At 71.1% G+C, this 14,843-nt stretch carries 12 protein-coding genes; 1 reads left to right on the top strand and 11 read right to left on the bottom strand.

All coding sequences use genetic code 11. From position 1 onward, the window contains the following. Positions 1–114: 114 nt before the first annotated feature. A complete protein-coding gene (locus tag ACZ6K0_RS32555) occupies positions 115–1,386 on the top strand; it encodes a M6 family metalloprotease domain-containing protein (RefSeq protein ID WP_376402887.1) in 1,272 nt (423 codons plus the stop codon). Here the strand turns inward: ACZ6K0_RS32555 and ACZ6K0_RS32550 are convergent. The 11 genes from ACZ6K0_RS32550 to ACZ6K0_RS32500 form a co-directional block, all read right to left on the bottom strand. Further along, positions 1,373–3,142 (bottom strand): class I adenylate-forming enzyme family protein, encoded by a 1,770-nt coding sequence (locus ACZ6K0_RS32550; RefSeq protein WP_469233476.1) that lies wholly within the window; start codon positions 3,140–3,142, stop codon positions 1,373–1,375. The genes ACZ6K0_RS32555 and ACZ6K0_RS32550 overlap by 14 nt on opposite strands. 60 nt (positions 3,143–3,202) lie before the next feature. Further along, a complete protein-coding gene (locus tag ACZ6K0_RS32545) occupies positions 3,203–4,336 on the bottom strand; it encodes a hypothetical protein (protein WP_469233221.1) in 1,134 nt (377 codons plus the stop codon). Beyond that, on the bottom strand, positions 4,333–5,379 hold the full coding sequence (locus tag ACZ6K0_RS32540; RefSeq protein WP_469233219.1) for a hypothetical protein: 1,047 nt from the start codon (positions 5,377–5,379) through the stop codon (positions 4,333–4,335). The genes ACZ6K0_RS32545 and ACZ6K0_RS32540 overlap by 4 nt, the downstream gene beginning before the upstream one ends. 139 nt (positions 5,380–5,518) lie before the next feature. After that, a complete protein-coding gene (locus tag ACZ6K0_RS32535; protein WP_469233217.1) occupies positions 5,519–6,775 on the bottom strand; it encodes an MFS transporter in 1,257 nt (418 codons plus the stop codon). Further along, complete coding sequence (locus tag ACZ6K0_RS32530; protein WP_469233215.1) at positions 6,772–7,683, bottom strand: glycosyltransferase family 2 protein; 912 nt, start codon at positions 7,681–7,683, stop codon at positions 6,772–6,774. Before ACZ6K0_RS32530 ends, ACZ6K0_RS32535 begins: the two co-directional genes overlap by 4 nt. 22 nt (positions 7,684–7,705) lie before the next feature. Further along, complete coding sequence (locus ACZ6K0_RS32525) at positions 7,706–8,419, bottom strand: HAD family hydrolase (protein ID WP_376402901.1); 714 nt, start codon at positions 8,417–8,419, stop codon at positions 7,706–7,708. Between the two features lie 15 nt (positions 8,420–8,434). Next, positions 8,435–9,379 (bottom strand): PHP domain-containing protein, encoded by a 945-nt coding sequence (locus tag ACZ6K0_RS32520; protein WP_376402904.1) that lies wholly within the window; start codon positions 9,377–9,379, stop codon positions 8,435–8,437. Next, positions 9,369–10,658 carry an aspartate aminotransferase family protein gene (locus tag ACZ6K0_RS32515; RefSeq protein WP_469233211.1) on the bottom strand — a complete coding sequence of 430 codons (1,290 nt, stop codon included), beginning with the start codon at positions 10,656–10,658 and terminating at the stop codon, positions 9,369–9,371. The genes ACZ6K0_RS32520 and ACZ6K0_RS32515 overlap by 11 nt, the downstream gene beginning before the upstream one ends. Positions 10,659–10,675: 17 nt before the next feature. Continuing rightward, a complete protein-coding gene (locus tag ACZ6K0_RS32510; RefSeq protein ID WP_469233209.1) occupies positions 10,676–12,886 on the bottom strand; it encodes a B12-binding domain-containing radical SAM protein in 2,211 nt (736 codons plus the stop codon). 71 nt (positions 12,887–12,957) lie between these two features. Next, positions 12,958–14,028, bottom strand: coding sequence for a Gfo/Idh/MocA family protein (locus ACZ6K0_RS32505; protein ID WP_469233207.1), 1,071 nt, complete (start codon positions 14,026–14,028; stop codon positions 12,958–12,960). Positions 14,029–14,085: 57 nt separating this feature from the next. Beyond that, positions 14,086–14,838 (bottom strand): hypothetical protein, encoded by a 753-nt coding sequence (locus tag ACZ6K0_RS32500; protein ID WP_469233205.1) that lies wholly within the window; start codon positions 14,836–14,838, stop codon positions 14,086–14,088. Between the last annotated feature and the right edge of the window lie 5 nt (positions 14,839–14,843).

Here is a 14,843-nt window from a genome sequence, read left to right as displayed (position 1 = left end):
GAGCCGATCACCACAGGCTGATCGCACGGCACGGATCTCCGTCTCCCCCGAGGAGATGCCTCCCCGCGCAGGAGATCCGTGCCGCAGACCTGCCCCCACCGGAGAGGCGCCCGTATGCAGCACCCCCGCCGACGGATACGCAGACCCGTCGCCCTGGCGGCGACCACGGCCCTCTCCCTCGCGCTGCTCGCCTCCGCGAGCACGACGCTCCCCGACCCCGCACCGGCGTCGGCGGGCCCCGTGGCCGCCGCGCCGCGCAACGCGCAGCTCGGGCCGTGCCGGATCGCCACCACGATGGGTGTGCAGATGTCGGAGGGGCTGCCCACCGCCCCCGGATACGTGCGCTCCACGGGCCGCGTCAGGGCCCTCACCCTGATGGTCGACTTCCCGGACGCCGTCGGGGAGGGCCCCGCGGTGGACCGTTTCCGCGAGTTCTTCCCGCAGACCGCCGACTGGTTCCGCACCAGCTCGTACGGGCGCCTGAAGTACCAGGCCGAGGTCCCGATGACCGACTGGCTGCGGATGCCCCGGCCGTTCTCCGCGTACGGGATCGAGCGCGGCTCACCGTACGAGCCGGGCTACCGCTCCCTCGTCGAGGACATCGTGAAGGCCGCCGACGCGAAGGTGGACTTCAGCGCGTACGACCTGGTCAACGTCCTCGTGACGCCGAACGCCGGGCCGTCCGCCCTCGACACCGTCCTGTCCGTGACCTTCTCCGGCAACGACGACGCCCCCTACGCCGACGGCGTGCCGCTCGCCAACACGTCCTTCGTCTACAGCCGCCAGGACGACGGCTCCGGCAACTTCGACGAGACCGGCTACCGGGTGCTGCCCCACGAGAACGGCCACGTCTTCGGCCTGCCCGACCTCTACACCTCGGACGGCGGCGGCACCGTCGGGCACTGGGACATCATGTCGGAGGACTGGGGGGCCAACAACGACCTGCTCGGCTGGCACAAGTGGAAGCTGGGCTGGCTCGACAACGACCAGATCAACTGCGCGTCGAGCCCCGGCAGCACCGACTACACCCTCACCCCGCTGGCCGTCCCCGGCGGCCCCAAGCTCACCTTCGTCCCGCTCTCCGGCACCTCGGGGTACGCGGTCGAGGTCCGCAGCAAGGAGGGCAACGACGAGGCGGTCTGCGAGCAGGGTGTCCTCGTCTACCGGGTCGAGTCCGACGTGGACACCGGCCACGGCCCGGTGACCGTGTCCGACAGCGACCACACGAGCGGCGGCTGCACGCGGCGCCCGAACGTCCACGCGGAGCTGTCGGACGCCCCGTACCGTCCGGGCGAGATCTTCACGGACCGGGCCAACGGCATCCGGATCAGCGTCCTCGCCGAGGAGCCGACGGGCGCGTACCGCATCCGCGTCACGCGGTCCTGAACTCGTCGGCCCCGTCGGCCCCGTCGGCCCCGTTGGCCCCGTCGGCTCCGTTGGCTCCGTTGGCTCCGTCGGCCCCGTCGAACCCGCTGAAGTCGTCCCTGAGCCGGCGCTTGAGGATCTTCCCTGTCGGGTTCCGGGGCAGCTCCTCCTCCCGTACGAGGACACGGGCGGGCACCTTGAAGGCGGCGAGGCGCGCGCCGACGTGCGCCCGCAGCGCCTCCCCGTCGGTGCCGGCGGCCCCCGGGCGCAGCCGCACGACGGCCACGACCTCCTCGCCGAGCACGGGATGCGGGACGCCGAGGACGGCGGCGTCGAGGACGTCCGGATGCTCGTGGAGCACGGCCTCGACCTCGACGCAGTACACGTTCTCGCCGCCGCGGATCACCATGTCCGTGAGCCGGTCGACGACGCTGACCCGCCCGTCGGCGTCGACCCGGGCGAGGTCCCCGGTCCGGAACCACCCGTCGTCGGTGAAGGCGGCGCGGGTCGCGTCCTCGTTCCCCCAGTACCCCCGGATCAACGACTGCCCCCGCAGCCACAGCTCCCCCACACCCTCCGCGTCGGGCCGGTCGATCCGCACCTCGGTGGCGGGCGAGGGGCGGCCGACGCTCCCGGGGTGGGCGCGGTACTCGGCGCCGACGTTCGACAGGACGCCGCCGCAGGTCTCGGTCAGCCCGTAGCCGTTGCGGGGCTCGACGCGCTCGCCGTACGCGGCGGTGATCCCCGCGACGATCCCGGGCGGGGCGGCGGCGCCTCCCGTGCTGAGGAGGACGAGGCTCTTCAGCTCGTCGCCGGCGTCGTGCGCGGCCTCGATCAGCTGGAGCGCGGTGGTCGGCACCCCGGCGTAATGCGTGACGCCGTGCTTCCGGATCAGCCCGAGGGCGGTCCCGGCATCCCACTTCCGCATCATCACCAGGGTCCCGCCGGCCGCCATGACGGCGTAGAAGGACGTGAACGCGGCGACGTGGAAGAAGGGGAACGTGGTCAGCGACACGGGCGCGGGTCCCGTCCCGGGCACCTCCCCGCGCGCGAGGGCCGCGGCGGCGGCGAAGAAGCGGGGGTGCATGGCGGCCCCGGCCTGCGCGAGGTGGGTGGCGACGGCGCCCTTGGGCCGGCCGGTGGTGCCGGAGGTGTAGATGATCGTGGCGTCGTGCTCGGGCAGGACGTCGACCTGCGGCGGCCCGAGGAAGGGATCACGATCGGGGACGTACGCCGCGAACCCCTCCTCCGCCTCGCCCTGGAAGACGACCCCGGGCACGCCGTGCCGCCGCGCCCAGGCCCGCACGCGCCCGACGCGCTCCCCGTCGACGAGCAGCACGCCGGGTGCGCAGTCGTCGAGGGCGTACGTGAACTCGTCCTCGGTCCACCAGGCGTTGAGCGGTACGGCGACGAGGCCGGCGAGCTGGGTGGCCCAGAAGGCGACCTGCCACTCGGGAAGGTTCCGCATGGCGACGACGGCCCGGTCACCGGGCCGCAGCCCGTACTCCCCGACGAGCTGCCGGGCGAGCCCGCAGGCGGCGTCGAAGAACTCCCGATAGGTCGTCGACCCGGTCTCGGACACCAGGAACACCCGGTCCCCGTAGGCCCAGACGGCCTCCACGAACTCCCGCAGGGTCCGCGGCCCGACGGCGTACACCCCGTCCTCGACGGCGAAGGGCGCCCCGGGCTCGCTGAGCCGCGCTTCCCCGGTCCGGCCCGCCCGGCCTGCCTGGCCGCCCGTCCGGCCCGCCTCGCCCGTCTGCCCACCGGACACCACCACGAGGACCTCCTAAGCGCTTGCTCACCCCAGCGCCGCGACGCTATGCGCCTCCCCGTGTCAGGTCAACCCCGCGCGGCCCGCCTCGTAACCATCATGCGCGATCCTCAGCAGCCACTCGCTCCGGCCCGCGAAGGCGTCGTCGGGGAGCGCCGAGTCCATGAGCGCCCCCGGGGCCAGGGTGCCGAGCGCCTCGGCGATCAGGGCCTGGTGCTGTGCCTCGTCGGCCTCTCCCTCCGCGCCGGAATCCGGCGGTCCGGAGACCTTCAGATGCCCGGTGCGCGGAATCAGGCCGAGGAGCAGCGCGACGATCCACAGCGAGAACAGGAACTCGCTCTGCCCCGGGGAGGCCCACGGGGCGACGGACGCCGCGAACTCGCGGTCGAAGCGCCGGCGCAGCGCCTCGGGGTCGAGGCCGAGCCGCGGGGCGACGCGGCTCCAGTGGACGTACCGCCACGCGTGATCGTCCGGCTCCCCGACCCTGACCAGGAGGAAGGCCATGCCCCGGTAGAAGAACGGGCAGAGGGTGAGCGAGTGGGCGAGCCGGTCCTGCCCCGGCCCCCGCAGCGGCTCGCCGCCTCCGTAACAGGCCGCTCTCCGCTTCGGGTTGCCGACGAGACTGGCCAGGTCGCCGTGTTCCACGAGCGCGGGCACGGACACGTATCCGGGCACGCCCTTCACCTGGAGGAAGTCGAACAGGACCTCGTCGTCCTCGAAGTGGACCTGCGCCGCGGCCTCCGCGAACCGTCCGTACTCGTCGAGGAGCCGCACGGGCAGCACCGTGGCCAGCGTCGGGAAGAACTCCCACCGCACCGCCTCGACCCACCCGCAGCCGGCCATCAGGGCGAGCCGCGCGGCGGCGCCGTTGAGGCTGTCCCAGTTCGCGTAGAACGAGAGGGCGGCGTCCGGGAAGAGCTCCGCGGCGCGCCGGGCCTGCCGGAGCAGGTCGGGGCGCACGATCACGTCGTCCTGGAGCACGAGGTGGTGGGTCGCGTCGGCCGCGTAGGCCCCCCACGCCTCGATGGAGGTGATGAGGGCGTTCGACCCGCCGGGGTGCGGGTCCATGACGATCCGCAGGTCCCCCAGCTCGGCCGACAGCGCCCGTGCCGCGTGGCTCCGGCGCGGATGGGTCATCACGACACCGTCGAGCGAGACGAGGCCGTCGGGCGAGAGGCGCGGCGATGCGGCGGTCACACGCCCACCCCCTGCGCCGTTCCGGCCGCGTACCCGTCCAGGGCGATGGACTTCAGCTCGGGCTCCAGGCCCGTGAACGTGCCCGCGGGCAGGGCCGACCCGACGAGACCGCCGAGGGCGAGGGTCTCCACCAGCCGGTCGGGGATCGCCGCCGCGGGTTCCGGCCCGGATTGCGGCCCGGGTTGCGACCTGGGTTCCGACCCGGATTGCGACGCGGGTTCCGCGGTCGTGCGGCGGGCGACGACCGCGAGGAGCAGCGCGGTGATCCAGAAGCCGAAGAGGAACTCCCGCTCCGCCACCGGCCGTTCCTCGACCCACGCCGACTTCGCGATCGTCGTGTCGAAGTCGTGCCGCAGCTGCGCCGGGTCGAGACCGAACTCGGGCGCCTGGCGCGTCCAGTGGAAGTGGCGCCAGGTGTGGTCGTCGGCGCCCGCGCCCCCGCCGCCGTACCGGATCAGGCAGTACGGAACGCCTCGCTGGAAGTGCGGGACGACGCGGTAGCCGCGCAGCACGCCCCGCGCGCCTCCCGCGCCCCGTGCGCCTCCCGCGCCCCGCGCGCCCCCGCCCGCGAAAGGACGGCCCGCTTCGGGGGCGAACCAGGCTGCCTTCCCCTCGGCTTCCACCGGCGAGGGAAGGATCGTGTACACGTCGATGCCGGCGAGCTGGAGGAAGTCGAAGAGCGCCGCGTCGCAGCTCGGTTCGAGCTCCTTGAACCGCTCCAGGAACCGGGAGAACTCCTCCGCCTGCCCCATCGGGAGCATGACGGCCGTCGCGGGGAAGGAATGCAGCTGGATTCCCTCCACCCAGGAGCAGGAGGAGAGCGCCGCCAGGCGGACCGCCGAGCCGTTCGGCTCGTCCCATCCCGCGTAGAGGGAGACGGCGGCCTCCGGAAAGGTCTCGGCCGCCAGCCGGAGACTCTCCAGGGCACCCCGGCCGGGCTCGGCGCCCTCGCCGAGAACGACATGGTGCGTCGCCTTCCCGTCACGCGTGGACCAGGCGGTCGAGAAGGTTTCCAGCCGGCTGCGATCACCTCTCCCGATCACGGGCATTCCCCCCAGGAGGGCCTGCGCCAGGGTCGCGCTTTCCGTCTTCTCGCGCCCTGAAACAATCGCACCGCTCAGCATGACCACACTTCTTCCGCGGGCTTGACTCAACAGCCGGTCACGAACTTTAACAGGAGGTTCACTGACGTCGCGAGGTGAACACCGGCGCGGCGCCCGAGAGTCCGGCCTTTCGCGAAAACCCGAAGAAGAAGATGAGAAGTGCCGTTCCGGCGAGAGTGGAGAAAGCCACCTGATAGGACGACGTACTCGCGATGACCCCGAATACGAGCGGGCTGAGGCTGTACGCGCCGAAGCTGATCGAGCTCACCACGGCCATCGCCAGGCCCGCCCGGTCGGACGTGGCCCGCCCCGCCAGCGAGAATCCCACCGGTGCGACGGGCGCTTCGGAGAGGCCGAAGAGCAGCAGCCCGGCCGCCGCGACCACAGGGGATCCGCCGGTCACGATGAGGATGATGCCGGCGAACATGCCGAGTCCCGCGGCTCTCACGAGGAGCGCCTCGCCGTGCCGTCCGATGATCGCGCTGCCGCACAGCCGGCCGACGAAGGAGGCGAAATAGAAACCGGCGACGCCGACGGCGCTGACCACCACCCCGCCCTTGAGGAGATCGCGGAGATAGAGGGAGGAGAAGTTCTCGATCGCGCTGTCGCTGAAGAAATAGAGCGCCAACAGCAGGGAAGCGGGCAGGACCACGGCGAGCTTGCGCAGTTCCGCAAAACCGCCGCGGAGTTTTCCGTCGGGCTTGGATACGCGCCCCGAGAGCGGGAGCAGCAGCGCCAGTACGCCGAACGCCACCAGGAGCACCGCGTCGATTCCGTAGACGACCCGGAAATCCCAGCCGAGGCCCCCCATTGCCAGGGCCACGAAAAGCGCCCCGCCTATGGCTCCACCGCTGAATCCGGCGTGGAGTTGGGTCATGACGGGAACGTCGTACTGGCTCTCGTAGTCGCTCCCTATGCTGTTCACGCCGAGGTCGAGGATTCCTCCGAAGAGCCCCATGAGGGCGAAGACGGAGAACGCCAGGACGTCGCTGCGGGCCACGGTGAGCAGCGTGAGCGTGAGGCCCATGCAGACCAGCCCCACGAACAGGAGCGGACGCCGTCCGAAGTGGTCCGAGAGCCATCCGCCGGCGAGCTGGACCGGTACGGACGCGACGCACGCCAGCGTCATGAACGTACCGAGCGTCTGCAGGTCGAGACCGAACCAGTGGGACAGGTCGACGAGCAGCACCGTCCACACGCCCGTGTGGAAGCCCATGACGGCGAACAGCGAGGACGCGGCCCAGAACTGGCGCCGTCTGGTGGAGGCGGATGCGGACGCGGACGCGGGTCCTGACTCTGATCCGGATCCGGATCCGGGATGAAGCGCGTGAGTCACCCGCGAGGCACCGGCCTCAGGTTGTTGGAGACGCCGCCGAGGTAGTACCGGACGGTGGGCTCGCCCGTGGAGGCGATGGGGATCCGCTGGGAGAGCAGCACCTTCAGCTGCATGTCGTCCGGCCCCATGTTCTCGTGCAGGTCGCGCGCGGAGAAGGCGTCGGGGATCGGGTGCGCGAGCATCAGGTCGCGGCGCATCAGCCAGATGTTCTGGTCGACGAGGAACGGCGCGTCCCGTGACGTCATGATCGTGCTGTTGCGGAAGACGGAGACGTCGATCGGGACGGCCCTGTCCCGGAGGACGTTCGTGCCCCGCACCCAGATGCCGCGCGCGCACATGAGCTCGTAGATCTCCTCGGCGGTCCCCGGGACATGGGCCCACGGGAAGCGGGGCTCCAGGTAGGGGGTTCCGTCCGCCCAGTGGATGCTGCGCGCCGAGTGCACGGCGGGGTAGCCGGTCTTCTCGACGAGCGCCATGAGTCCGCGCAGGTGGTCCGACCGGTACTCGTTGTCGTCGTCCAGGAACGAGATCCAGGTCGAATCGGCCAGGGCGGCGCCCTTGTTCAGGAGGCGGGAGATCCGCGGGTAGATCCACGCCCGGGAGTCCGTGTCGCCGGCACCCCCCGCGCTTCCCCCGTCGCCCACGTCGCCTCCGGCGCCCCCGTCGCCTCCGGCGCCCCCGTCGCCTTCGTCGCCCCCGTCGCCCGGGCGCCGTACGAGGTGGGTGGTCAGCCTCCGGTGGTCCGTGCTCACCTCGTCGGCGATCTCGCGCGCGGTCCGCTCGCAGTCGTCGATCACGACCAGGTGCTCGACCGGGCCGGGGTAGTCCTGGCGTCGGACCGACTCGATCGACCGCCGGAGCATGTCCGGGCGTCCTCGGGTGAGCGTGATGACGGTGATCTTCTCCATGGCTTTCCCATCCTCGCTCTCGTCACAGGGAATCGCGTATATATCGGTGGAAATCACCCAGGGTGTCGAACTCGGCGACGAGGTCGGGGAGTCCACGGGACGGCCGGCCTCCCCGGATCCACACCGGCGACATGCCGGCGCGCAGGGCGCCGACGACATCCGCCGACCAGGTGTCGCCGACGAAGGCGATCCGGTCGGCGGCGACGCCGAGTTCGGCGGCGACGCGGGCGAAGAGCAGACCGTGCGGCTTGCGCGCGCCCTCCTCCGCCGACACGGTCACCGCGTCGAACGGCGCCAGTCCGGCCTCGTCCAGGCAAGGCTGGATCGGCGTCTCCCAGTTGGAGCAGAGCCCGACCTTCAGCCCCCGTTCCCGTACGACTCCGATGAGGGCGTTCGCGCACGCGACGGCCCGTGGACGATAGGTGGCCTGGAACTCCTGGAGCCGCTTCAGGACCTGGTCGACGTCGGCCTCCGGCACCCCGCTCAGGCGGAGGAAGCCGCGCCAGTTCCCCTCCAGCCAGCTCTGGTGGTCCGGATCGTCCGTGACGGCCGGCGTCAGGCACCCGTCGAAGGCGTTCGGCTCGAAGGCCGATTCCAGCTCCGGGTGGCTGCGGTAGCCGAGGCCGTCGAGGAACTCCCACATGGCGGGAAACTCCGTGTCGTGCTCGACGAGCGTCCCGTAGAAGTCGAAGACGACGGCCTCGGTGGCCGCGAGCCGCCGGGCGAGAAGACTCACGAACGCCACTCCCTCTCATACATACGCGGCCCGTTCCCTGAGCTGTTCCACCACGCTGTACGGGCTCCGGGCCGGACCACCGATCCGCAGCCCCGGCTTCACGGTCTCGCCGTGGAAGTCGGAGCCCGCCGTCCGTACGAGACCGGCCTCCTCGCAGTACGCGGACAGCCCGGCCACGTCCTGCTCCGAGTGGTACGGCGAGAACACCTCCATGCCGTCCAGGCCCGCCGCGCGCAGCTCGTCGAGCAGTGCGGTGCCCTCGCCGCGGGGCAGGCTTCCGCCCGGGTGGGCCAGGACGGACACGCCTCCGTACTCCCGCACCAGCGCGACGGCGGCCACCGTGGAGAACGAACTGTCCGACTCCACATAGGCGGTGCCACCGGGACGCATGTGGTCGAGGAAGAAGTTGTGGTATGGCTGGCCCGCACGGGGCCCGCCCTCCCGGTAGTCGTCGAACAGCGCCAGGTCGTCGTTGCGGCCGTTCGTCATCGCGGCCCGCACCACCACGGAGCACTTGGGCACGGCCCGCGGGGTCAGCGCCCGGGCCTCCTCGTAGGTGCAGTCCACGCCCAGCCGCACCAGGGCGTCCACCAGGGCGCGGGCGCGTGCCTCGTCCCGGCGCTGCACCTCGGCCAGCCTGTCCGTGAAGCCCTGGGCCGCCGGGTCGACGAAGTAGCCGAGGACGTGGAACTCCCGGCCGCCGAGGAAGGTCGTGAGCTCGACGCACGGGACGACCTCCACGCCGTACGCGGACGCGAGGCCCAGCGCCTCCGCCGAGCCGGCGACGACGTCGTGGTCCGCGATCGCGACGGCCCTGAGCCCCCGGGCCGCGGCCATCCCCAGGACCTCGGCCGGGGAATGGTCCGCGTCGCTGCTGAAGTGGGTGTGGATGTGGAGGTCGACCTCCGGGGCGGGGCCCCGCTCCTCAGCGAGGCCCGCCTCCGGCGCGTCAGCCGGCATCGAGCGTCTCCAGCTTCCGGGCGACCTGTGCCGATCCGAGGCCCTCCCGGATCGCGTCCAGGGTGAACTCGACGTCCTCGTCCGTGTGCGCGGCGGAGAGGAACCACTGGTGGTTGGGGTGCAGGAGGACCCCCCGGCGCGTCGTCTCCTCGTAGAAGGAGAGCTTCAGCGCCTCGTGACCGTCGTCGAAGCGGAGGAACGGGGCCGGCGCGTAGCCGACCACCTCGGCCGGCAGACCGGACTCCGCCACCAGCTTGGCGAGCCCCGTCCGCAGGGCCTCGCCGAGGCGCCAGACCGTGGCGAGGGCGTCGGTGTCCCGCAGGATCGGGACGGTCGTGAGTGCGGCGGCCATCTCGGCGGGGTTGCCGTAGAACGTGGACGACATGTGGGTCTCGCTCAGGCCGCGCAGGACGTCCTCACGGCCCACCACGGCCGAGATGGGGAAGCCGTTCGCCATCGCCTTGCTGAAGGTCGAGAGGTCGGGCCGGACCCCGAAGAACTCCTGGGCCCCGCCCAGCGCCATCCGGAATCCCGACCGCATCTCGTCGAGGACGAACAGCGCGCCGTGGGCGTGCGCGAGGTCCCGCACCGCGGCCAGGAAACCGGGCTCGGGCGGCTCGACCTCGAAGGGCATCATGATCACGCAGGCGACGGACTCGGGGTGCTCCGCGAACACCGCCCGCAGCGAGTCGAGGTCGTTGTAGCGGAACTTCAGGGTGTCGGCCAGGACCGACTCCGGCACCCCGGCCGGGCGCGGCGCCGTCCAGTCGTGCCAGCCGTTGTACCCCCAGCGCACCACCTTCGACCGGCCGGTGTGGATGCGTGCGAGACGTACCGCCGCGCTGGTGGCGTCGGAGCCCGTCTTCATCAGATAGGCCATCTCCGCGCCGGGGATCACCGACGTGAGGAGCTCGGTCAGCTCGACCTGCCGGGGGCTCCACAGCGGGGACATGCAGCTGCCGAGCGCGAGCTCGCGCGTGACCGCCGCCGTCACCTCGGGGTGCGCGTGGCCCAGGATCGCGGGCCCGTAGCCGAGGATGTAGTCGACGTACCGGTTCCCGTCGACGTCCCAGAGGTAGGCGCCCTGGGCCCGGCTCACGTACCGCGGATAGCCGCGGGTGAACCGGTCGTCGGCGAGGATGTCGCCCCGGGTGGCGGCCCAGGCGTCGCTGCGCTCCCCCCGGCGGGCCCATTCCTCGGACTTCGCGAACCGGCGGCCGGCCAGGTCCGCGTCCATGCCTTTCACGTCCGCGTCCAGCTCCTTCACGTCCGCGTCCATGTCTTCCTCCCTCCTGGTCAAGGCCGCTGCCCCAGGACCTTGAACTCCTTGTGGTTGTGCATGCCGGCGGAGCTGCGGCCGATGGCCACGCGCTGGACCCAGGTCGCCCAGCGCTCGCCGAGGTCGCCGGTCCCCCACTCCAGGGGCTCGCCGTAGAAGCCGCCGATCCGGACGCCGTCGCGCATCGTGGGGCGCTCGCCGGAGACGCGGTCGACCGCCTGGAGCACCGCTCCGTCCAGCGGCGCCGGCTCGTCGAGCAGCGGCTGGGAGCCGTCCCTGACCCGGGCCTGCTCGAAGTACGCCGGCCAGTCGAAGTCCGACTCGATGAGCTTTCCGGCCTCGCGGTCGTAGTCGGGCATGATCACGATGTCGCGCTGGTAGTCGATGACACTGGCGAGGTTGGCCACCTCCGGGTAGCGCTTCAGGAGCGACTCCTTCAGCTCGTCGTAGAACCGTTCGAGGTGCAGGCACACCTGGATGTAGAGCCAGCGCGACGGGTGCAGGGTGTAGGCCAGGCTCGGCAGTTCGTCGACGCGGATGTGGTCGCTGGCGTCGTCGTGCGTCAGGAAGTACTGGTAGTGGTCCAGGACCTTGAGCTGCCACTCCCGCAGCAGCGGGGTGCGGACCGCGGGGTCCTCCAGGAGGCTCTCGTAGAAGTCCCGGTACGGGACGCCGTGGGTGAGCCTCAGGTACGTCGCCACGCGCTGGGTGGCGCTGGAGTTGTGCAGGGCCTTGATGAAGGCCGAGTAGGCGGACGTACGGACCCAGTCCTCGCGGGTGTACGACTTGGTGGAGGCGAGGATCCGCTCCGGCTTGCGGAAGACGTCCCGGCGGGTCTCGTCGATCTCCCGGGTGGTGAGGTCGTACGTGATCCGGTCGATCGTCTCGACCTGCCACTCCTCCAGGAAGGCGCGCTCGCCGGCGGGCGCGTTGGGCAGGAGGCGGTAGGCCTGGATCAGGTAGTCCTCGTGGATGCCCCACTCCATGAGGTCGGCGAGGCAGCCCTTCCACATGTCGTACGTGTCGCCGGGTATGCCCTGGATGAGCTGGACCTCGACGGGGACGTGGGCGTCCATCATGTGCTTGACGACCTGGACCTGCTTGTCGGCGGAGATGTTCTTGCGGGCCGTGGCCGCGAGGACCTCCTTGTTCGTGTGCTGGACGGAGAGGGAGTGCACCGTGCAGATGCCGCTCTTGGCGAACTTCATGGCGATGGCGATGGCCCGGTCGGGGTTGTTCTTCGCCGCGCTGTAGAAGATGTACTTCGGGTAGCCCTCGTGGTCGTCGCGGGCCTCGTTGAACTTGTCGGCTATCTCCAGGTCGCGCGGGAGGATCCCGAAGTTGGCGTCGGCGAGCATGACGCTCTCGATCCTGAGGTGGCCGAGCCAGTCGATCTCCGCGGCGACGCGCTCCATGCCGAAGCGCCGGACCTTCGAGTTGGTGTTGGAACCCCAGTCGCAGAAGCTGCAGCCGTAGGGGCAGCCCCGGTTGGTCTCCATGATCACTTCGAAGGCGTCGGAGCCGTGCTCCGCGACGAGCCGGTCGTAGTACGCGGCCTGGTCCAGGTACGGGCTGTGCTCGAACTCGGTCGGCACCTCGGGCGGGCCCGTGAAGACCATCGTCCCGCCCTCCCCGCCCGGCAGGTAGAGCCCGCCGATGTCGGAGAAGTCGCGGTCGCCGCGCGCCGCCTTCACCAGGATCTCGCGGAACGTGATCTCGCCGTCCTTGATCGCCACCGCGTCGATGTACGGGTGCTTGGCGAAGAACTCCGGGTCCTTGTAGTCGGGTTCGGGTCCGCCGGCCACGACCAGGCAGTCCGGGTTGAGCTCCTTCACCTCGCGGGCGAGCTCGCACTGGATCTCCCAGTTCCAGGTGTAGCAGCTCAGCCCGAGGACGCCGATCTCCGTGTCGCGGTACGGGTCGAGGAGCACGCTCGGCGCGTCGTTGCGCCAGATCGGCTCCAGCCACTCGTAGCCCGCCGAGGCGTCGCCGTTCCGTTCCCAGTACGACTTGAGGATCGCCCACATGTACGGGAAGTACGGCTTCGCGTTGTCGAACTGCAGCTCGCCGGTCGCGCCCTGCGGCTCACTGATCAGAATGGTCCTGCTCCGCATGGCTGTCTCGCCCCGCGTGGTCTCGCTCCGCATGGTTGTCTCGCCCCGCGTGGTCTCGCTCCGCATGGCTGCCTTGCTCCGCGTGGTCTCGCCCCGCGTGGTCTCGCTCTGCATCCGTGCCATCCCCTTCTCGCTGTCGGTCTCGAACGGCGGGTCTCTCGAACGGCGGGTGACGCGTCGCCGGGCTACACGTCGATCCAGCGGCCGCCGAGCGCCGCGGACCGGTAGGCCGCCTCGATGACGCGGATCGTGACGGCGGCGTCCTCCCGCAGCCGGGCGCTCCGGCCGCCCTCGGAGACCTCCGCGAGGAACTCCTCGAACACGCCCTTGAACCAGTTGCCGTGCCGCGGGTCGTTGAAGTCCGACGGCAGCCGGCTCCGCAGCGCCGCCCCGTCGACGCACTGCTCCAACTCGTCGTCGATGAGCCGCACATGACCCCAGGAGCCGGAGACCAGGTAGCTGGTCTGCCGGCCGGCGGCCGTCCAGTCCAGCTCGAAGTCGACGACGGCGCCCGAGGCGAAGGAGAGCGAGAGGAAGGCGTACTCCTCCGTGTCGGCGTACGGGCCGCCCTCGGGGCGGCGCAGGTCGCAGCGGACCCGGTCGGGCCGCGAGCCGACGAGGTGCGCGGCGAGGTACACACTGTGCGGGCCGTGGTCCCGCAGGATCCCGCCGCCGCCGACGGACCGCTCGCGCCGCCAGTCGGGCCGCCAGTCGGCCGTCCCCCGGGCGTGCGAGGTGCGCAGCGTGCGGAAGTGTCCGCGGAAGTCGCCGTCCGGGGCCCCGCAGCCGTCCAGCGCCGCCTTCATGGCGATCACGGAGGGGGCGAACCGGTAGTTGTGGCAGGGGAAGAGGAATCCGCGACTGGCCTTCTCCGCCGGCTCCAGCGCCTCCAGCTCCTGCCGGTCGAGGAGCAGCGGCTTCTCGCAGAGGACCGCCAGGTCGTGGCGCAGTCCGAAGCGGATGCCGTCGAGGTGCGCGTGGGGCGGCGTGCACACGTCGATGAAGTCGAGCTCCTCCACGGGGAGTTCGTCGAGCTCCGCGAAGACCCGGACGCCGGGCAGTTCGCGGCGCGCGGCCGCCCGGCGCGCGGGGGACACGTCGACCACCGCGGTGATCTCCAGGCCGTCCGTCCGCGAGATCCCGGTGAGATGGCCCTCGGCGATCGTGCCGTAGCCGATCAGAGCGCCCCGGAGCCCAGGCTTCCCCTGCCGCGCCCCCACAGGCCCGGGTTCTTCCACCAGCTGCCGGAATCCCACCGCTCTCCCTGCCTCTCCGATTCGTCGCGAGTCTCCTGGCCGTGAGCCGCCGCGCCCTCAGCCGCCGAGGGGGAACTGCCGGTCGGCCTCCGGGTAGACGTACTGGTTGTAGAGCGGGTGATCAAAAAGGTGAAGGACATACATTCCCTCGATCCACGAGAATTCGTCGTTGGATTCCGTCATAGGCAGCAGCTTGTACCGGAGGCCGTTGATCCGGCCGATCTTCCGGTGCTCGTGCGCCGCGTTGAACTCCTTGATGGCCAGCAGTTCGCCGGTGAATTCGGAGTGCAGTTCCTCGTGCGGTCCCACGGTGTCGTCGAAGTAGCAGACGATGCGCGGGAGGTAGTGCTCGGGCGACTCGTCCAGCAGGGCCTTCATGGCGACCACGGTCGAGGAGTAGTAGTCGAGGTCGAAGGAGAGGAACCCGATGGGCGGCGCCCCCGACCGCATGAAGCGGGGGCCGGTGTCGGCGATGTCGCCGAGCACGAGTTCGGCCGAGGTCAGATGGGACCTGATCAGGTCCTCGTCCATCCTGAAGAAGCCGTGCTGCCACATGGACGGGTTGTCGCGGTGGTCGACGGGGGTGGGCATGCCGCTGCCGAGGTCGAAGCCGTACGTGCCGACCTTCACCCCCTGCGCCGCGCCGATCTCGGCGGCGACCCGTTCGAGCTCCACCAGACCGTTGCCGCCGGCCACCCCCAGCTCCGCGACGGAGACCTCGCCGAGCCCCAGCCGGCGGGCCAGGAAGGCGGCGAGCAGGGTCCCGTACGCGTACTGCGGAAAGGAGGAGGCGGCGACGACGTCCGGCATTCCGA

Source organism: Streptomyces sp. NPDC042346 (assembly GCF_055581845.1).
This window is presented reverse-complemented; position numbering and strand designations above follow the sequence as displayed.